Origin of the sequence: Nocardioides anomalus, from assembly GCF_011046535.1 — a bacterium.
GTDB lineage: Bacteria > Actinomycetota > Actinomycetes > Propionibacteriales > Nocardioidaceae > Nocardioides > Nocardioides anomalus.
In genome coordinates this window covers 903988-923453 of sequence record NZ_CP049257.1, presented here as the reverse complement: position 1 = coordinate 923453, position 19466 = coordinate 903988, and the positions used below count along the sequence as shown (strand labels likewise).

Here is a 19466-nt window from a genome sequence, read left to right as displayed (position 1 = left end):
AGCCGTTCACCTCGGGTCGACCGCTTCTCACCTCGGGGCGCGACGGCCCGTGGAAGACTCCCCCGCATGCTGCGGGTCACGTTGCGGGGGGCGGGCCTGCCGACGGTCACCGTGGGCACCGGCGAGACCCTGCTGTTCGGCCGCTCGCCGCACTACGCGGTGCCGGAGGACGACCCGGACGCGGCGGTCAGCGTGTCCGCGCTGGTGCTGCCGCGGTGCGCGCCGCACGTCAGCCGCCTGCTGGGCGAGCTGACCGTCGGCGACGAGATCGCGCGGCTGCGGTGGCACGGCGCGGGAGAGACGCAGGTGGCCAGCCTGTTCGACGCGCCGGGCGGGGCACGGCGGGTGACCATCACCGAGGGGATCTCGCTGCTGCTGGACGAGGGCGAGAACCAGCTGGTCGTCATGCGCGGGCGCAAGGGCCCGGACGGCACGTTCGACGACCTGTCCATCGTGGTCGAGGTGCAGGGCGACAGCTCCGAGCCGCCGCCGCGGCCGCGGCCGGAGGGCGAGGGCGACGAGGACGACGCGATGGCCACGGCGCCGGCGCCGCGGCTGATGCCGCAGTCGCGGGAGTGGTACGTCGCGCTGGCGCTCGCGGAGCCGTGGCTGGCGGGCACCGACGACTACCCGCGCCCGCCGTCGAACCGCGAGATCTACGAGCGGGTCCTGCACTGGCACGGCTACGCCTGGAACCTCCAGCGCTCCCAGCGCGTGGACGACGCGATCCGGTCGATCTCGGCGCTGGCCTTCGGGCCCAAGGACGACCCGTTCCGGGCGGGCGCGGGGCGGGCGCAGAACGTCCGCTTCGCGGTCGGCCGGCGTACGGCGGAGGTCCGGCTGGTCACGCCGGAGGACCTCGAGGCGGTCGACCGGGCCGCGACGCGGAGGAACGTTCCACCCGCCCACGCCTAGCCGCGCCGACGCCGCCGTGCCTACGTTCCGGCACGAGCCACCCGGACGAGCCGGGGCACGTGGAGGAGCGAACCGATGACGCAGGGCAACTCGATGCAGGGCATGGACACCGAGCAGGGCCGCCAGGTCAGCGGCCAGATGGACTCCCACGCCAGCCAGGTCTCCGGCATGGTGGGCCGCATCTCCAGCGTGGTGGGCGCCCTGAAGTGGCAGGGCAGCGACCGCGAGACCTTCCTCTCCGACTGGCACGGCAGCTTCGCGCCGCAGGCGCACAACGCCGCCCAGTCCCTGCAGGAGCAGGCCGGCGTGCTCAACCGGCACGCCGACGCCCAGGACGCCGCCAGCTCCTGATCCGGCGCCGCGACGGACGCGCAGGTCCCAGCAGGCCGGGCGACAGCCCGGAACCTTCCAGGCCGCCGACCGTCGACGCCGACCCCCGCCCGTGCCTAGCGTCCGGGCCGGACAGCAACGAGCACCCAGCCAACGCAAGACCACTCAGGAGGTGGACCGGATGTCGTTCCTCGGGGCCGACACCGACGAGCTGCGCAGTGCCGCGGACGAGTGCCTGCAGGGCAAGGAGATCACCGACACGGTGATCCAGTACCTGCAGGCCCTCATCGCCCTGCTCAAGGCCGCGTCGTTCTTCAGCGGCGGCGCGAGCGCCGCCTACGCCGAGTACCTCGAGACGGTCGTCGTCCCGTGGCTCAAGAAGATCTCGATGGCGCTCGAGCTGTTCGCCAAGGTCCTCGGCGGCAACGCCGATGCGCAGGACCAGGCCAGCGCCGGCGAGAGCGTCGACCCCGGGTCGATCCCGAGCTACACCTCGCAGGTCAGCGGGGACTCGACGGTCCAGCCGTTCACCGGCTCGGTGCTGGGCAACGGGCAGAACGCCGGGCAGGCGTTCGGTGCGATCAGCGGCGCCGCTTCCTCGATGCAGAACAGCCCGGCCCTGGGCGGCACCGGCGCCGGCACCGGGACGGGCACGCAGGTCACCGTGACCTCCCCCGACGGCACCGTCACGACCGTGACTCCGGGCGGGGCGACCACCACCGGCCCGACCACGGCCGGCCAGGACTACGCCTACCCGCACGCCACGAGCGCCACCACCACCCCGACCACGACGACGCCGATCGTGGCGCGCGACAACCTGAACGCGCTGCACGGCGACCACCCGGCCTCGTGGACCGCACCGGCCGGCTCGGGGGCCGGCGCGGGCCACGCGGCGCTCGGAAGCGGCACCGGGGGCGGCGGCGCGAGCCCGTCGTTCTCCTCCGGCAGTGGCCTGAGCAGCGGCCTGGGCGCGGGCTCCGTCGACGGCTCCCACGGCAGCGACTTCTCCGGCCCGACCGCGGTGCACAGCACCGGCGGCGCCGGAGGCAGCACGCCGGGCGCCGACACCCTGGCCACCACCGCCCCCTCCGGCGGCGGCGACCCGGTCAGTGCGGGAGGCAACGGCCACAGCGGTACGTCGTACGGCACGGCCGCGGGCATCGCCGGCGGCGCCGGCGCGCTGGGCCTCGGCGGTGCGGCCCTGGCGGCCAAGGGCAGCGGCGGCACCACGACCGGCGGCGCCGACGGCGAGATCGACCGGCTCGGCTCCAGCAACGGCTACGGCAGCAAGGGCTCGGGCGTGACCAGCCTCCAGCAGCGCCTGACCGACGCCGGCTACGACACCCAGGGCGTCGACGGCCAGTGGGGCAAGAACACCCAGGCCGCCTACGACCAGTACCGCGCCGACCACCCCCTGCCGGTGCAGAGCGGCTCGGGCTACAGCAGCCCCAGCGGCTTCGACTACAACCAGATCAAGGGTGTGCGCAACAACCCCAACGTCACCCCGGAGTTCCTCCGGGCGGTCGAGGGGGTCGCCTCGCGCACCGGCGCCAAGCCCGAGGAGCTCATGGGCGTCATGAGCCTGGAGAGCAACGGCACCTTCCGCTCCGGCGTCGCCAACCCCGACACCCACGCCACCGGGCTGATCCAGTTCATGCCCAAGACCGCGCAGGGGCTCGGCACGAACATCGGCGACCTGGCCAAGATGACACCGACCGAGCAGCTGACCTACGTCGAGAAGTACCTCTCGCAGCCGCAGTACCGCGGCAGGGTCGGCACCCTCGAGGGCCTCTACTCCGCGGTCCTGCCGGGCCACGTGATGGGCGGCGACGAGGTCATGTTCCGACCGGGCACCGCGGCGTACGACGCGAACAAGTGGCTCGACACCGACGGCCGCGGCGGCATCTCCGTGCAGGAGGCCGTGCAGCAGGTCCGCATCCGGATGGGCCAGGGCGCCGCGGCGCGCTGAGCGCCGCACCGAGCCTGGCCGAGCAGCACCCACCAGACCCGACACCAGGGAACCCAACCGAAGGAGAAGAACCGTCATGACCATGAAGGGCATGGACATCGAGGCCGGTCGTCAGTCGGCCCAGACCATCCAGCAGGGCTCCCAGGAGCTCGAGCAGCTGACCAACACCCTGACCCAGTCACTGGAGAGCTTCCAGTGGATCGGGCCGGACGCCGACCGGACCCGCCAGAGCTGGCAGTCCGAGCACCGCACCGCGCTGACCAACATCTCGCAGGCGCTGCAGGAGTTCTCGACCCTCATCAACAACCAGGCCCAGGAGCAGGAGCAGGTCTCCAGCTGACCCTCGCCCGGGCGATCCCCGGGGCCGGGCGGACGGCGACGACGACGACGAGGAGGTGGACCGGTGCAGAGCTGGATCCTCTCGGTGCGACCCGCGACCGAGACCAACCTCCCCTCGGTCGACGTCGCCGTCCGGGCCCGGCCGGACGCGACCGTGGCCGACCTGGCCCGCTCGCTGGGCCGGCACCTGGCCCCCGACCAGCGCACCCTGCTGCTGGTCCCGAACGACGGCGGGCAGCTCTGGCCCGCCGAGCGGCGGCTCTCCGAGTGCGGACTGCGCACCGGTGACCTCGTCGACGTCGGCCCCGCCCCCGCCTCGTGGCGCGACCGCCCGGCCGGCAGCGCCGGCGCCCGCGCGGTGCTGCGGGTCACCGACGGCCCGGACCGCGGGGCGCGCGTGCGCGTGGCCGCCGGGCAGGCCACCGTCGGCCGCGCCGCCGGCTGCACGCTGCGGCTGACCGACCCGCGGGTCTCCCTGCGCCACGCCCGCATCGAGCTCGGCCCCCGGCCCGTCGTCCACGACGAGGGCTCGGCCAACGGCACGTCGATCGCGGGCGCGCCCGCCGCGGCCAGCCAGGTCGACTGGGGCACCGAGATCCGCGTCGGGGCGACCCGCATCGTCATCGAGCCGGGCGACGTGGTCGATCCCGAGCTCCCCGTCTCGGTGTGGCGCCCCCCGCGCTTCGGCGACCCGCTGCGCGACGACGAGCTCGACGTCCCGGCGCCGCCCTCGCGCCACAAGCCGACCCCGCTGCCGTGGGCGATCCTCGCGCTGCCCATGGTCATGGGCGCGGCCATGTTCATGCGCATGCACACGGCGTACGCGCTGGTCTACATGCTCGCCTGGCCGATCCTCGGCCTCCTCGGCTACTGGCAGCAGCGGCGCACCGCCGAGAAGCACTTCCAGGAGGAGCTGCGCGAGTGGCGCATCGACCTCGAGGAGATGCTCGACGAGCTCGACGCGAACAACCTGCGCCAGCGCGAGCGGCTGCTCGACGACTTCCCCGACGAGGAGACACTGCGGGCGCGTGCGGCCAGCCGCAACTCCTACCTGTGGGCCCGCGCCGAGGACCGCGCGCAGTTCCTCACCACCCGTGTCGGCACCGGGCCCGTCCCGGCCCTGCTGACCGGCAAGCTCCGCGACGGCGGTGACCGCAAGGAGCGGCGCCAGGCCGCGGGCGAGGTGGCCGAGCGCGCGGTGCTCGAGGACCTGCCGGTCCTGGCCGACCTCACCCAGCACGCCCTGGTCGCGGTGACCGGCGAGGACGAGGCGGTCGACGCCCTGGCCCGCGCCCTGCTGCTGCGGATCGGCTTCGACCACTCCCCCGCCGAGGTCTCCATCGCGGCCTGCCTGGGGCGCCAGCGCCGCCACCACGAGGCGTGGCTGCGCTGGCTGCCGCACACCAGCGCCCGGCTCGGTGGCGAGCCGCCGGTCGCCGTCGGCTCCCGCGACGCCACCGCGCTGCTCGAGCACCTGGTCGCCGAGGGCGACGGCTTCGGACACACCATCTGCCTGGTCGACGACGACGCCGGCGTGCCCCGCCGCACGGTCGAGGCCGTGGCCCAGGCCGCGGTCGGGCGCGGCGTCCACCTGCTCTGGCTGGGCCGCTCGGCCGCCGAGGTCCCCGCCGCCACCGGCCTGCTCGTCGACCTCGACGCCGGGATGGTCGGGGTGCGTGACCGGATGGGCACCGCGCGCGTCGAGGTCCCGGACCGGGCCAGCCTCGAGCACGCCTGGCGCCACGCCCGCTCGGTCACGGCGTACGTCGACGAAGCGGCCGTCCTCCCGCCCAGCACCGCGATCCCCACCGTCGTCCGGCTGCCCGAGGTGAGCAGCGACCTGGAGGACCTCGACGCCCCCGAGGCCGTGCTGCGCCGCTGGCGCCAGGCCGGCGGGCTGCGCGCCCAGATCGGCCGCGGCGTGGACGGCACCGTCACCATCGACCTGCGCGAGGACGGGCCGCACGGCCTGGTCGCCGGCACCACCGGCTCCGGCAAGTCCGAGCTGCTCCAGTCGCTCATCTGCTCCCTGGCCCTCAACAACCCGCCGGAGCGGATCACCTTCCTCCTCGTGGACTACAAGGGCGGCGCGGCGTTCCGCGAGTGCGCCGACCTGCCCCACACGGTCGGCTACATCACCGACCTCACCCCGGCGCTGGTCTCCCGCGCGCTCACCTCGCTGGGCGCCGAGATCACCAAGCGCGAGGAGCTGCTGGGGCAGTACGAGGTCAAGGACCTCATCCAGCTCGAGCGCGAGCACCCCGAGGCCGCGCCGCCGAGCCTGCTGATCTGCGTCGACGAGTTCGCGGCGCTGACCAAGGAGGTCCCGGACTTCGTCGACGGCATGGTCAACCTGGCCCAGCGCGGCCGCTCGCTCGGCATGCACCTGCTGCTGGCCACCCAGCGGCCCGCCGGTGTGGTGACCGGCCCGATCCGGGCCAACACCGACCTGCGGATCGCGCTGCGCGTGGCCTCGGCCGACGACTCCCGCGACATCCTGGACTCCCCCGAGGCGGCCCGCATCTCCCGTCGTACGCCGGGACGCGCGTGGGTGCGCCGGACCGGGCACGGCACCGCCGAGCTGGTGCAGTCGGCGTGGACCGGCGCCCGGGCGCCCCTGGTGGGCGTCGAGGACGCGGTGGTGGTGCAGCCGTTCGCGGCCACGACGACCAGCGAGCCCGACCAGCACGGCGGCGCCGACGTCCGCCTGGACCCCCGCACCGACCTGGAGCGCTGCGTGCGCAGCATCCAGGAGGCCTTCGTGCTGAGCGAGCAGGCCGCCCCGCACCGGCCCTGGCTGCCCTCGCTGCCCTCCGAGCTGCTGCTCAACGCCGAGGACGTGGCCCGCGGCGGCGCCGAGCGCGGGACCGGACGGGTCCGCCTCGGCCTGCTCGACGACCCCGCCGCCCAGGCCCAGCCGGACTGGGTCGTCGACCTGGCCTCCATCGGCCACCTGCTCGTGCATGGCGCCTCGGGCGCCGGCAAGACCGAGCTGCTGCGCACGGCAGCGCTCTCGGCCTCGGTCGGCGACGCCGCCGGTCCCGAGGGCGTGGCGCCCTACGTGTACGGCATCGACTACGCCGGCGGCGGACTCACCGCGATCTCGGGTCTGCCGACGGTGGCGGCCCTGGTCTCTGAGACCCAGGTCGGCCGGGTGCTGCGCCTGCTGCGCCTGCTCCAGCGCACCACCGCCGAGCGCGCGCAGGCACTGGCGTCGCGCGGCTGCTCCGACGTCGACGACCTGGGCCGCCACGGGATCCGGCTGCCGCGCGTCTACGTGCTGGTCGACAACCTGCCGGCGCTGGTGGAGGAGCTCGAGGGCGGCGGCCCGCTCCACCGCGAGCACATGGAGCACCTGCAGCAGGTCCTCCAGAACGGCCGCCGCGTCGGCGTGCACGTGGTCGCGACCGCCCCCGGCCGGGTCGGGGTGCCCACCGCCCTGGGCGCGTCGTTCGGCGCCCGCGTCGTGCTGCGGATGCCGACCACCGACGACTACCTGATGCTCGGCGTGCCCAGCAAGGTGCTCGACATCGAGACCGCCGCCGGCGCGGGTCTGGTCGGTCGTCGCCTGGTCCAGGTGGCCACCACCGGCGGGGTCGGCACGCCGGTCCAGGCCGAGCGCATCCGCTCCTTCGGCGACCGGGTGGCCCCGGTGGTCGAGGGCCGCGGCACCGCGCCGGTGCCGCCGATGCCGACCAGGGTCACGCCCGAGCAGCTGCCGACGCCCGAGGGCAGCCTGGTCCCCCTCGGGGTGGACGCCGACGCGGTCGCCCCGATCGCCCCCGACCTGCTCGCCGGGCCGGTGCTCATCGCCGGGCGCAGCCGCTCCGGTCGCACGTCCGCCCTGGACGGGGTCGAGGCCCTGGCCGCGCGGGCCGCGCAGGGCGGCCCCTCGCCGTACGTCGTGCGCAGCGCGGACCCGCAGGAGGCCGCGGCCCGCCTCGAGGAGTGGTTGAGGACTGAACCGGAAGGTTCCGGATCGTGGGCACTGCTCTTGGTCGACGGGGCCGAGGCTTGGGACACTCGGGGCGTGGCTGATCTCGGGATCAGCGGCGCTGTGGCCAGCCTGGTCAAGGCCTGCACCGAGCAGGCCCACCGGGTCGCCCTCGTCGCCGCCGTCGATGTCGCTGCGGCGCGCCAGCGCGGCGGGCCGGAGGGGCTGGTCGCCTGCGCCAAGCGCAGCCGGCGCGGCTTCCTGCTGGCCCCGGAGTGGAACGAGGGTGACGTCTTCGGCGTGACCGTGCCGACCCGCACGATCGAGCCGATGACCGGGACCGGCCGCGGTCTGTGGTGCGAGAACGGCCAGCTCCGCGTGGCCCAGCTGGTCGGGGCACCCGAGCCCGTGCAGCCGGCCGGCGCCGACGAGCTGGCGGCCCGCTGATGGGCACGGACGGGTCGACCGGCAGGTCCAGCGACAGGGTTGAGAGCCGTCCTGACCGGGAAGGGACGGGTGTGCGCACGCCTCTCGGGGGATCCGTACCCGCCTCGGGCGGGTGGCCGGCCGTCGCTCCGAGCGCTCGGCGCGGGGCACGGCCGAGCTGTCGGTCCTGGTCGCCGCGGGCGCGCTGGTCGCCGGCGCCCTGTTCGGGACCGGCCTGAGCCGCACCGCCACCCAGCTCGGCGACGGGCTCACGTGGTTCTCCGACAGCCCCAGCGGCGAGGTCATCCAGGTCAACCCGGCCACCGGCCGCCCCGAGACCCGCATCGACGTCGGCGCGCCGGGCAACGAGCTCGACATCGCGCAGTACACCGGCCGCCTCATCGTGACCAACCGCACCAGCGGCCAGCTGGTGTCCTACGACATGAGCAGCATCCTCACCTCGGGCCAGCGCCGGGTCACCCCGGGTGCGGCCACCGAGGTGCTCCACCACGGCAGCGACGTGTTCCTGGTCGACCGCGAGCGCGGCACCATCGGCGCGATCGACCCGGTCAGCACCGACACCCTGGGCGAGCTGTGGCAGTCGCCGGAGGGCATCGCCGACGCGGTCGTGGACGGCGGGGGCAACGTCTGGTCGGTGGACCAGAAGGGCACGCTGAGCGAGCTGCGCTGGTCTGGCCGGGACGGCGCGTTCGTCACCGAGGACGAGCGGGAGATCGACCACAGCGGCGCCCGGTCGGTCCTGGTCGGTCACGACCAGGGCGTGACCCTCTTCGGCCCGGACGCCGGCATCGTGGTCCAGGTCGGCACCGGCAGCGACGAGGAGGTCGTGGCCGGCGCGCCACGGCTGTCCGGTGAGCTCCAGGTCCCGCAGTACGCCCCGGCCGACCTCGTCCCCGTCGCCGCCCCCGAGACCGGCACCGTGGCGATCGTCTCCGACGGCAAGGTCCACGAGGTCGACGTCTCCAGCATCGGCTGCGCGCGCCCGGACCGGCCCGAGGCCTTCCAGGGCACGGTCTACGTCCCCTGCCCCGGCGACGACAAGGTCGTGCGCCTCGACGCGGGCGGTGCCCGGGCCGGCGACGACATCGCGCTGCCCGAGGGTGGCGACCCGGCCCTGGTCGTCGACGACGGCACCCTGCTCATCAACGTGCCCGGCGCGACGCACGGCGTCTCGGTCAGCCAGGACGGCTCGGTGTCCGAGATCGTCCGCCTCGACGACGACGTGCCGACCGTTTCCGGCGACCCGGCCGACGTGCCGAGCGTCGACCCCGGGACCGTGGACACGGTCGCGGACGGCGACCTCCAGGGCGGGCCCTCCGCGCCGCCGTCGGTCCCCCCGGTGTGCGTCGGCACGCGCTACCAGTGCGGCCCGGGCAGCGGCCCGCAGTCCGACCCGCCGCCCAGCACCCCGTCCAACCCGCCGGCCACGATCCAGACGCCGTCGAGCAACCCCTCGTCCAACCCGCCCACCACCCCGACGGGCTCGCCCTCGGGCTCCCCGTCCGGCTCGCCCTCCGGCGGCATCCTGACCATCCCCGGCGGCGGTGGCGGCAACCACGGCGGCAACCACGGCGGCGGCGGCAACCACGGCGGCGGTGGTGGCGGTACTCCGACGAGCACCCCGACCAGCACCCCGCCCGGCGGCGGGGGCGGCGGAGGCGGCGGTGGCCAGCAGCTGCCGGCGCCCACCGGGGTCACCGCGACCCAGCTGCAGTCCGGCGAGGTCCAGGTCACCTGGGTCTTCGACAGCCGCACCCCGGTCGACGGCTTCTCGGTCCAGGAGGCCGGCTCGCCGACCTCGCTGGCCGCGGTCAGCGCCGGCGTCCGGCAGGCCTCGGTGACCGTCCCCATCGGCGCGCACCGCTTCACGGTCACCGCGCTCAAGGCCGGCTCGTCGCCGCAGGTCTCGGCGCCCTCCGCCCCGGTCAGCACCGCCGACCGGCCGGGTGCGCCCACGCGGCTCGAGGGCACCGTCGTCGGCACCGCGTCCGACACCGCGGCGACGTACTCGCTGAAGTGGCAGCCCGCGACCGCCAACGGCTCCGAAGTCCTGGACTACACCGTCCAGGCCAAGGACCAGTACGGCGTGCACACCGTGACCGTGAAGGGCACCACCGCGCAGCTCACCGTCGACTGCGGCCAGACCTACTGCGACCCGACCCCGTCGACGGTGTCGGTGACGGCCCGCAACGCCCGCGGCTCGGGCGCGGTGGCCACCGCCCAGCTCACCTACACCGGGCCGACCCCGCCGCCGCTGCCCGAGGGCGGTGCGCAGCTGGTCGCCGGCGACAGCACCCAGTGGAGCGGGGTCGACGTCGAGGGCAACGGCACCACGACCCTCACCCTCGCCGCCCCGGACAGCTGGCGGACCTTCGCCGGGACCTGCTCGTGGACCCACACCGGCAACACCAACGGGGCCCAGACCGGGACCTTCCCGTGCGGCCAGGGCAGCGTGCAGGTCGACATCCGCAACGGCTACCTCTACGAGCCCGGGTCCGACGGCACGACGACCCACTCGATCGTCTTCCACGCCGAGGGACCCCGCGGCTCGGTCGACAGCGCGCCCTACCAGTGGACGACGACCCAGCAGCCGGTGTGCGAGGGCTGCCAGCTGCCATGAGCACAGGAGGACACCCGTGACCGCTCTGGCCGACTCCCCGACGCCGACCGAGGCCGACGTCGCCGCGTTCCGCCAGCTCCACCAGCGGCTCGGTGACGCGGTCGAGGCGGCGCTGCACGGCAAGCGCGCCACCATCGACCTGGTCCTGGTCTCGGTCTTCGCCGAGGGCCACGTCCTGCTCGAGGACGTGCCCGGCACCGGCAAGACCACGCTGGCCCGGGCCGTGGGCCAGGCGCTCGGCGGGCAGGTGCGGCGGGTGCAGTTCACCCCGGACCTGCTGCCCAGCGACGTCACGGGCACCACGGTGTTCGACCCGCGCGACGGTGAGATCCGGTTCCGGCCCGGTCCGGTCTTCGGCCACGTGCTGCTGGCCGACGAGATCAACCGGGCCGCGGCCAAGACCCAGTCCTCCCTGCTCGAGGTGATGCAGGAGCGGACGGTGACCGTGGACGGCGAGACCCACCCGGTCCCCGACCCGTTCGTGGTGATCGCGACCCAGAACCCTGTCGACCTCGACGGCACCTACCGGCTGCCCGAGGCGCAGCTCGACCGGTTCCTGGTCCGGGTCACCCTCGGCTTCCCCGACGCCGAGCACGAGATCGAGGTGCTGCGGCCCGGCAGCACCGCCGGCCACGTCGGCGAGGTGGCCCGGGTGACCTCGCCCGACGAGGTCGCGATGACCATCCGCCAGCTCGAGACGCTGCACGTGGCCGACCTGCTGCTGCGCTACGTGCGCGACCTCGGCGTGGCCGTCCGCGAGGACCCGCGCGTCCGGCTGGGCGCCAGCACCCGCGGGCTCAAGGCGCTGGTCCGCTGCCTGCAGGTGTACGCCGCGGCGCAGGGCCGCAACTACGTGGTGCCCAGCGACGTGCAGCGGCTCGCCGTACCCGTCCTCGCGCACCGCACGGTGCTCACCCGCGACGCCGCGCTGGCCGGGCACACGCCGAGCGCCGTCGTCCAGGACGCGCTGGAGGCGGTGCCCCCGCCGCAGCCCGACCGGGCCTGAGACGTGGCCCGCCGCGCCGGGAGGGCCGCCGTCACCAGCCGGGGCTGGCTGGTCGGCGCGCTGGCCCTCGGGATGCTCGTGCTCGGTCTCGGGCTGCACTACCCGCTCGTCGCCGCGCTGGGCGGTGCGCTGCTGCTCGCGCTGGCGCTCGAGGTCCTCGCCGTCGTGGCGCCGCCCGACCTCGTGGTGCGCCGCACCGTCACCCCCGCGGTCGTCGTGCGCCACGACGACTGCCGCGCCACCCTGGCCGTCACCGGCCGCCGGCACCGTGGCCTGGCCCGGCTCGAGGTCAGCGACACCGTCGAGGGCGCGCTGGTCCCCGTCCCGCTGCCCGAGGCGGCCCGCGCCGAGACGGTGAGCGTGCCCTACCCCATCCCCACCGGCCGTCGCGGCCTGGTCGAGGTCGGCCCGGTCCGGCTCCGGCGGGTCGGGCTGGCCGGGCTCGCCGACCACACCGTCTGGGTCGGGCGCACCGACCTGGTCCGCGTCCTGCCCCGCCGCGTGCCGGTGTCCGGGATGCCGACCGGCACCCGCCGCTCCGCCCGCGGCGCCGAGACCGCCTGGGAGCTGGGCGGCACCGACCTGGTGGGCCTGCACGAGTACGCCATGGGCGACGACCTGCGCCGCCTGCACTGGGCCACCAGCGCCCGCACCGGCTCGCTCATGGTGCGCGAGGACGTCGACCCCGCCGAGCCGCACGTGCGCGTGGTCCTCGACGACACCGCCGCGGGCTACCGGTCCGGGCGGCCCCGCGCCGAGCGCGACGACCAGACCTTCGAGGACGCCGTCGAGCTGGCCGCCGCGCTCTGCCGGTCCGCCGCCGCCGAGGGCCACCCGGTGCGCTTCCTGACCACCAGCGGCCGCCACCAGGTCGAGGTCCCGGGCTCGCCCACGGGCCAGCCGCAGCACGAGGCCCACGAGCTGGAGTGGCTGCTGGCCGAGATCGAGCTGGTCGAGGCCGGGCTGCCCGCCACGGTCGAGACCGACAGCGCCGACGTGGCCGTCGCGGTCAGCGGCCCGGGCGCCGACGAGCCCGCCCTGCGCCGGCTGCTCGACTCCGGCTCACCCGCGCGCACCGTGCACGCCGTGGTCGACCCGAGCGCCACCGTGGTCAGCGAGGACCACGCCGGACTCCTGGTCCTGCGCGGCGAGGACGCCACCGCGCTGGCCCGGACCTGGGACCGGGTGCTGCGACCGTGACCGGCTCCTGGAAGACCTCCGTGGCCGCCACGACCTGGGCGGCCTGTCTGGTGGCCACCGGCAGCCTGGCCATCGCCGGCGTCTGGGACTCCTGGGTCGCGACCGTCGTCCTCCTGCTCGGTGCGGTGCTGCCGCTGGTCCTGCTGCGCGTCGTGGTGTGGCTCGGCGTGCCGCGCTGGCCCGCCGCGGCCGTGCTGACGGCGCTGCTCGTCCTCACGGCGTACCTCATGACCGCCGGGACCGACGGCACCCTGGTGGAGAGCCTGGGCGACGCCGTCCCGCGGCTGCTCACCGAGCCGCTGCCCTACGCCGCGCGCGCCGACCTGCTCACCGCGCCCCTGGTGCTCGTCGCCCTGGTCTCGCTGCTGGCCGGGCTACGCCTCGACGCCCGCACCCGCGTCGGTCCGGTGGCCGGCGCCGTCGTGCTGTACGTCGCGGGCGCGCTGCTCAGCGCCGGCGCGACCGACCCGCACGGGCTGCTCGCTGTGCTGCTGGTCGCGCTGGCCGTGGCGGGTTGGGTGCTGCTCGACCACCGGCCCGACGACGCCCGCCGCCGGATCGCCACCGGGCTGCCGGTCGTCGCCGGGCTCGCCGTGGTCGTCGCCGGCGTCGCGCTGGTGCCGGTGGGCAACGCCTTCGAGCCGCGCGACCACGTCGACGCTCCCGTCCTGTCCGTCGAGCTGCCCAGCCCGCTGCCCCGCCTCGGCGCCTGGGCGGCCAACCCCGACGCCGAGCTGTTCCGGGTCCAGGGCGACCCCGTGCCGCTGCGGCTGGTCACCCTGCGCGACTACGACGGCACCCAGTGGCAGGCCTCCACGCGCTACTCCCCGCTCGGCTCGCCCGGCGAGAAGTCGCTGCCCGACGGCCGGCTGCGGCAACGCTCCGACCTGCGCGTGCAGCTCGACGCGCTCGGCGGTCCCTGGCTGCCCACCCCCGGCGACCCGGTCGCGGTCAGCGCCCGCGACGCGGCGGTCGACCTCGAGTCCGGCACCGTGTACGACGGCCGGGCCGGCACCGGGACCCGCTACGACGTGACCGGGGTGGCCGACGCGCCCGACCCCGACGACCTGCTGTCCGCCACCGTCCCGACCGGGGGCGACGCGGCGGCGTACCTCCGGCAGCCGGAGCTCCCCCTGTCCATCTCGACCTACGGCGCCCGGATCACCCGGGGCGCCGGGTCGCCGTACGAGACCGCGCTGGCCATCGAGAGCGCGGTCTCGCACAACCGCAAGCTGACCGCCCGCGCGGCCTCCGGGTCGGCGTTCTGGCGCATCGAGCAGTTCCTGTTCGGCGAGCCGGGCACGCCGGGCGCGCGGACGGGGACGTCGGAGCAGTTCGCCACCGCCTTCGCGCTGCTGGCCCGCGACGCCGGGCTCCCGACGCGGCTCGTGGTCGGCTTCGGGCCGGGCGACCCGGACCGCGACGGCACGCTCGTGGTCCACGGCCGCGACGCGCTGGCCTGGCCCGAGGTGTACTTCGACGGGCTCGGCTGGGTGCCGTTCAACCCCACGCCCACCGACTCCGCGATCGGCAGCAGCCGGCCCACGGTCGCGCAGCCGCCGGTGCCGGACAGCGACGGGCCACCCGCGCCCCAGGAGCAGCCGACGGAGGCGGGCGCATCGCCGCAGGACGACGACGCCGCGGCCCCGCGGCCGGCCGCCGGGGACTCCGGGGGCGGCGTCGGCGCTGCGACCCTCGCGCTGGGGGCCGGCGCGACCGTGCTGGTCCTGCTGCTGCTCGTTCTCGCCCTGCGGCGCCTGCGCTCGGTGCGCCACCTGCGCCGCGGCGCCCCCGGCGCGTGGGCCGAGGTGCTCGACACGCTGGCCCTGGCCGGCGTACCCGTCGACCGCACGCTGCCCGCCACCGACCTGGCCGACGCCGCGGACGCGCGCTTCGGCACCAGCGCGGCGCGCACCGTCGCCGACTCGGCCGAGCGGACGGTGTTCGGACCGGGCGGCGCCGAGCCGAGCGCCGGCGACCGGCTGCGCACGGCCCTGGCCGACGTACGACGCGCGGCGCGGTCGAGCGTGCCGGCGTGGCGCCGCTGGTGGTGGTGGGTCGACCCGCGCGTGCTGCTGCGCTGAGCGGTCCGGCGGGGGCCTACTTCGGCGTGACGCAGCGTGGCTGCGGTTGGGCGACCCCGAAGCGGCCGTCCGGCATCACCACCGACAGCACGAAGCAGGACCGGTCGCCCACCGACATCGGGTAGGACAGCTCGGCCTCGGTGACGCCGGGCGAGAACTGCTTGAGGACGTTCTTCTCCGGCGAGGTCTCGGTGAGCACGAAGCGGCCCTCGCCGTCGCTGGGGTCGTTCCACCGGAGGGCCAGCGTGAGCCCGTCGTCGGTGATGTCGAGGAAGTCGAAGGTGAGCTGGGGGTCGGGGATCCGCGGCTGCGGGTCGCCGCTGACGGTCGGCGCGCTGCTCAGCGTCGGCACCGGCTCGCCGGTCTGCACCGGCCCGGCGGTCGGTCCGGGGTCCTCGGCCCGGTCGTCGTCGTCACCACCGCGCAGCGCGGAGCCGAACAGTCCCAGGGTGCCGCCGACGAGCAGGGCCACCGCGGCCAGCACGAGCAGCGTGCGGCGGCGGCGGCGCGCGCCCGGGTCGACGGGCCGCTCCTCCTCGGGCGGGCGGGGCGGGACCGCTCCTCCCCCGGTCCGGGGCGCCAGCGCGGTGCCGGTGGGCTCCTCGTCGACCGGCTGCGCGCCGTGGGCCAGCACCGACAGGGCCAGCGGGGACGGCTCGGCGGGCGGAGGCGGCTCCTCGGCGCGGGCGGCGTGCTTGCCCCCGGTCGGCTCGGGCTCGGGGTCGACCCGGGTCGTGGCCGGCACCGGCGTGGGCGTCGGGGCCAGCGCCGTGCCGGTGGCCGCGCCCGGGCCCGCGCTCAGCGGGACGACGGGCGCGCCCGGCTCCCAGCCGTGCACCCGCACCTCGGCCAGGGCGTCGCGCACCTCACCGGCCGAGGCCCAGCGCTGGTCGAGGTCCTTGGCCAGGCAGCGGTCGACGATGCCCAGCACCGCCGTGGTGTCGCCCTGGCCACGGTGGTGCTCGAGGGGCCGGCGCTCCTCGGTGCGGACCCGGCGCAGGTAGGCCAGCGCCGAGTCGTCGTCGGGGTCGTCGCTGGCGAACGGCGGGCGGCCGTCGAGCAGGGTGAACAGCGTCGAGCCGAGCGCCCAGAGGTCGTCGGCCGCGGTCGGTGCCATCCCGTCCAGCAGCTGGGGCGAGGCGTGGCGGTAGGTGAAGGTCTCCACCGACGCGGTGTGCTCGGTGTCGACGAGCCGGGCGATGCCGAAGTCGGCCAGCACCCACGAGGTCGGCAGGACCAGGACGTTCTGCGGCTTCACGTCGCGGTGCAGCACGCCGTGCGCGTGGGCGAAGGCCAGCGCGTCGGCGACCACGACCATCGCGGCCACCGCCTCGTCGACGGCCATCGGCCCGCGCTCGCGGAGCTGGTCGTGCAGGCTGCCGCGCTCGTAGAAGTCCATGACGATCGCCGGGCGTCCGCTCGCGGTGGTGCCCACCGCGAGGACGGTGACGATGTTCGGGTGCTGGCGGCCCAGCGCGACGGTGATCTCGATCTCGCGAACGAACCGGTCGACCCGGCCGGGGTCGTCTACGGCGAGGACCTTGATGGCCACCTCGCGGTCGACCGCGAGGTCACGGGCGCGGTAGACGACCGAGTCGCCGCCGCGGCCGATCTCGACCAGGTCGGCGTAGCCCTCGAGCTCCTCGGCGGGGCGTGCCGGCGCCTGTGGCGGTCGCCACGCGTCGTCGTCGTTCGCCCCAGTCACGATCCCCAGAACCTCGTGTCCCTGCGCGTTCCGCAGTTGTGTGCGTCCCGGACGGATGATCGACCGTCCGGGACGCAGCCAAACCTACGGAACGCGTGGTCTGGTCACCCCAGGGGGTGGGCTACTTCGCGTCGTCCTCGTCCTCGGCGGCGTCCCCGGTGCCGGCCTCGGCCTCGCCGTCGGTGTCGCCGTCGGTGTCGCCCTCGGCCTCGGGCTCACCGATGGTGCCGTCCGGGCGGAGGTTCTTGAGCTCCACCGGCTGGCCCGACTCGTCGGTGACGCTCGCGCCCTCGACGATCTGGGCCAGCGCCTTGCCGCGCAGGATCTCCTGCACCAGCTCGGGGATGTGGTTGTGCTCGAACATGTGGTTGGCGAACTCCTGCGGGTCCTGGCCCGACTGCTGGGCCCGCCGGACCAGGTGCTCGGAGAGCTCGCCCTGGTCGACGCCGAACGCCTCCTGCTTGGCGATCTCGTCGAGGACGAACTGGGCGGCGACCGCGTCGCGGACCCGGCGCTCGAGGTCGGCCTCGAACTCCTCCTGGGTCTGGCCCTGCTCCTCGAGGTAGGCGTCCATCGTCATGCCGGAGTACACCAGCTGCTGCTCGATGCTCTGCCGGCGCGCGTTGAGCTCGTCGGTGACGATCCCCCTCGGGCAGCGGGATCTCCATCTTCTCCAGCAGTGCCTCGAGCACCGCGTCCCGGGCGGCCGCGGCCTGCTCGAGCCGCTTGCCGCGGGTGAGCCGCTCGCGGACGTCGTCCTGCAGCTCGGCCAGGGTCTCGAACTCCGAGGCGTCCTGGGCGAAGTCGTCGTCGAGCTCCGGTAGCTCCTGCTCCTGGACCTGGGTCACCTTGACCTGGACGTCGACCTCCTGCCCGATCAGGTCGCCGCCGACCAGCTGGGTCTGGAAGGTCTTCTCCTCGCCGGCGGCCATGCCGGCGAGCGCGTCGTCGAGGCCGTCGATCATCCCGCCGCGACCGACCTGGTAGCTCATGCCGGTCAGCTCGGCGCCGTCCACGACCTCGCCGTCGCGGGTCGCGGTGAGGTCGATGACCACGAAGTCACCGTCGGCCGCCGGCCGCTCCACGTCGGACAGGGTGGCGAACCGCTCGCGCAGCGCCTGCACCTGCTCCTCGACGTCCTGGTCGCTGACCGTCAGGTCGTCCACCGAGGCCTCGAGGCCGGCGTACTCCGGCAGCGTGATCTCCGGCTTGACGTCGACCTCGGCGGTGAACTCCAACCCGTCGTCGCCGTGCTTGGTGACCTCGATCTCCGGCTGCGCCAGCGGCTCGAGGGAGTTGTCCTGGAGGGCCTCCATGTACTTCTGGGGGAGGACGTCGTTGATCGCCTGGTCCAGCACCGCCTCGCGGCCGACCTGACGGTCGATCACCGCCGGCGGCACCTTGCCGCGCCGGAACCCCGGCACGTTGATCTGCTTCGCGATCTGCTTGTACGCCGCGTCGAGGCTCGGCTTGAGCTCCTCGAAGGGCACCTCGACGGTCAGCTTGGCCCGGGTCGGGCTCAAGGTCTCGACGGCGCTCTTCACTGCTTGATCTCCTCCTGGGGCCGCACTCGGCCACGTCTGGACGTCTCGCCCTGCCGGGCGACGTTCCATCGTATCGACGCCACCCACAGGGCCACGAATCGCGCTCGGCGGGGTCGGGTGCGCCGTCAGCCCTGGGAGGGCGTCCGGACGGTGAGCAGCGGCCCCGCCACCACGTCCTCGGCGCAGCACCCGTCCGTGCACGCCGCCCTGGCGGGACCCCCGGCGGGGCCGGGTGCGCAGCACCCCTCGCCGCGCCAGGCCTGGACACCTTCGCGCACCGCCACGGCCGCGATGACCAGGCCGGCGAGGGGATCGGCCCACGACCACCCCAGCGAGGCGTCGAGGACCAGGCCGACCAGCAGCACCGCCGACAGGTAGGTGCACAGGAGCGTCTGGGTCGAGTCGGCGACCACGGCGCCGGACCCCAGCGCCCGCCCGGTGCGCCGCTGCGCCCACGACAGGTTGGGCATGATCACCAGCGACGCCGCGGCCAGCACGATGCCGACCGTGGAGGTGTCCGGCTCCCGGTCGCTCGTCAGCGAGCGGACCGACTGGACGCCCACGTAGAGCGCGAGGGCGAAGAAGGACACCGCCATGAGGCGCAGGGCGGTGCGCTCGCGGGACTCGGGGACCACGTGGCGGAACTGCCACAGGATGATCAGCCCGGAGGACACCTCCACGACCGAGTCGAGACCGAAGCCCACGAGCGCGACCGAACCGGCGACGACCCCGCCGTGATCGCGACGACGGCCTCGAGGACGGTGTAGGTCACCGAGGCCCCGGCGAGCAGCTGGGCGCGACGGCCCAGGCGCACCCGGTCGGCGGCGGTGAGGACCTCGGACACGACTCGATACGAGAGCGGCGGCCGTCGGACCGGCCCGGACCGCAGAGGCCGCTCCCGACGAGTGCGGGAACGACCTCTGACCTGCGGTGCTGCTGGTCGGGGCGACAGGACTCGAACCTGCGGTCTCCTGCTCCCAAAGCAGGCGCGCTAGCCACTACGCTACGCCCCGCCAGACCGGCCCCGAGCTGCCTCGGACCCTGCCTGGAGCGGATGACGGGAATCGAACCCGCGTAGCCAGTTTGGAAGACTGGGGCTCTACCATTGAGCTACATCCGCGCGCTCCGGCGCGGGCCGGAGACCGTCGAAATCTAGCGGTCCGGACGCTCCCCCGACGAACCGGCGCCTGCACGGCGCGCTCGCGCCGCCGGCCGCGGCTGCTCCGGAACGCCGCCCGCACGGCCCGCAGCACCGGCGGGCGCTGGCGCGGCCGACGCGACGGTGCGCGACGTCGACCTGGCCTCGACCGGATGCTCGGCGAGGCCGAGCACCTGCTCCGCGGCGGCGTCGAGGGCGCCGCCCAGGGGGTGGG

13 protein-coding genes, 2 tRNA genes and 1 pseudogene are annotated in these 19466 nt (G+C 75.2%); 10 read left to right on the top strand and 6 right to left on the bottom strand.

The annotated features are described in order from the left end of the window. Positions 1 to 66: 66 nt before the first annotated feature. The 9 genes from G5V58_RS04815 to G5V58_RS04775 all read left to right on the top strand — a co-directional run bounded on the left by G5V58_RS04815 (position 67) and on the right by G5V58_RS04775 (position 14844). Complete coding sequence (locus G5V58_RS04815; protein WP_230487094.1) at positions 67 to 915, top strand: hypothetical protein; 849 nt, start codon at positions 67 to 69, stop codon at positions 913 to 915. A 75-nt stretch (positions 916 to 990) separates the two neighbouring features. Next, positions 991 to 1266 carry a WXG100 family type VII secretion target gene (locus tag G5V58_RS04810; RefSeq protein WP_165229227.1) on the top strand — a complete coding sequence of 92 codons (276 nt, stop codon included), beginning with the start codon at positions 991 to 993 and terminating at the stop codon, positions 1264 to 1266. Between the two features lie 160 nt (positions 1267 to 1426). Continuing rightward, positions 1427 to 3214, top strand: coding sequence for a hypothetical protein (locus G5V58_RS04805; protein ID WP_165229225.1), 1788 nt, complete (start codon positions 1427 to 1429; stop codon positions 3212 to 3214). 76 nt (positions 3215 to 3290) lie between these two features. After that, the gene (locus tag G5V58_RS04800) at positions 3291 to 3554 is read left to right on the top strand and encodes a hypothetical protein (RefSeq protein WP_165229223.1); all 264 of its coding nucleotides are present in this window, start codon (positions 3291 to 3293) and stop codon (positions 3552 to 3554) included. A 63-nt stretch (positions 3555 to 3617) separates the two neighbouring features. Next, positions 3618 to 7934, top strand: coding sequence for an FtsK/SpoIIIE domain-containing protein (locus G5V58_RS04795; protein ID WP_165229221.1), 4317 nt, complete (start codon positions 3618 to 3620; stop codon positions 7932 to 7934). A 112-nt stretch (positions 7935 to 8046) separates the two neighbouring features. Beyond that, positions 8047 to 10554 (top strand): fibronectin type III domain-containing protein, encoded by a 2508-nt coding sequence (locus G5V58_RS04790; RefSeq protein WP_165229219.1) that lies wholly within the window; start codon positions 8047 to 8049, stop codon positions 10552 to 10554. Positions 10555 to 10570: 16 nt separating this feature from the next. After that, the gene (locus G5V58_RS04785; protein WP_230487093.1) at positions 10571 to 11560 is read left to right on the top strand and encodes an AAA family ATPase; all 990 of its coding nucleotides are present in this window, start codon (positions 10571 to 10573) and stop codon (positions 11558 to 11560) included. Between the two features lie 3 nt (positions 11561 to 11563). Then, positions 11564 to 12760, top strand: coding sequence for a DUF58 domain-containing protein (locus G5V58_RS04780; RefSeq protein ID WP_165229217.1), 1197 nt, complete (start codon positions 11564 to 11566; stop codon positions 12758 to 12760). Next, positions 12757 to 14844 carry a DUF3488 and transglutaminase-like domain-containing protein gene (locus tag G5V58_RS04775; protein WP_165229215.1) on the top strand — a complete coding sequence of 696 codons (2088 nt, stop codon included), beginning with the start codon at positions 12757 to 12759 and terminating at the stop codon, positions 14842 to 14844. Before G5V58_RS04780 ends, G5V58_RS04775 begins: the two co-directional genes overlap by 4 nt. A 16-nt stretch (positions 14845 to 14860) precedes the next feature. Here G5V58_RS04775 and G5V58_RS04770 read toward each other — a convergent pair whose 3' ends face one another. Both G5V58_RS04770 and G5V58_RS26555 read right to left on the bottom strand, forming a co-directional pair. Continuing rightward, positions 14861 to 16549 carry a serine/threonine-protein kinase gene (locus G5V58_RS04770; protein ID WP_165229213.1) on the bottom strand — a complete coding sequence of 563 codons (1689 nt, stop codon included), beginning with the start codon at positions 16547 to 16549 and terminating at the stop codon, positions 14861 to 14863. A gap of 121 nt (positions 16550 to 16670) precedes the next feature. After that, the gene (locus tag G5V58_RS26555; protein ID WP_329957557.1) at positions 16671 to 17141 is read right to left on the bottom strand and encodes a trigger factor; all 471 of its coding nucleotides are present in this window, start codon (positions 17139 to 17141) and stop codon (positions 16671 to 16673) included. Between G5V58_RS26555 and G5V58_RS26550 the strand changes: the two genes are divergently transcribed. Beyond that, positions 17128 to 17373 (top strand): hypothetical protein, encoded by a 246-nt coding sequence (locus tag G5V58_RS26550; RefSeq protein ID WP_329957556.1) that lies wholly within the window; start codon positions 17128 to 17130, stop codon positions 17371 to 17373. The two genes, G5V58_RS26555 and G5V58_RS26550, sit on opposite strands and share 14 nt — an antisense overlap. Here the strand turns inward: G5V58_RS26550 and tig are convergent. The 4 genes and pseudogenes from tig to G5V58_RS04750 form a co-directional block, all read right to left on the bottom strand. Then, positions 17254 to 18162: pseudogene (tig, locus tag G5V58_RS26545) on the bottom strand (trigger factor); the annotation flags it as partial. The gene G5V58_RS26550 and the pseudogene tig overlap by 120 nt on opposite strands. A gap of 56 nt (positions 18163 to 18218) precedes the next feature. After that, positions 18219 to 18797 carry a cation transporter gene (locus G5V58_RS04760; RefSeq protein ID WP_329957555.1) on the bottom strand — a complete coding sequence of 193 codons (579 nt, stop codon included), beginning with the start codon at positions 18795 to 18797 and terminating at the stop codon, positions 18219 to 18221. Between the two features lie 233 nt (positions 18798 to 19030). After that, positions 19031 to 19106, bottom strand: a tRNA-Pro gene (locus G5V58_RS04755). A 33-nt stretch (positions 19107 to 19139) separates the two neighbouring features. Next, positions 19140 to 19213 (bottom strand) — tRNA-Gly (locus tag G5V58_RS04750). Between the last annotated feature and the right edge of the window lie 253 nt (positions 19214 to 19466).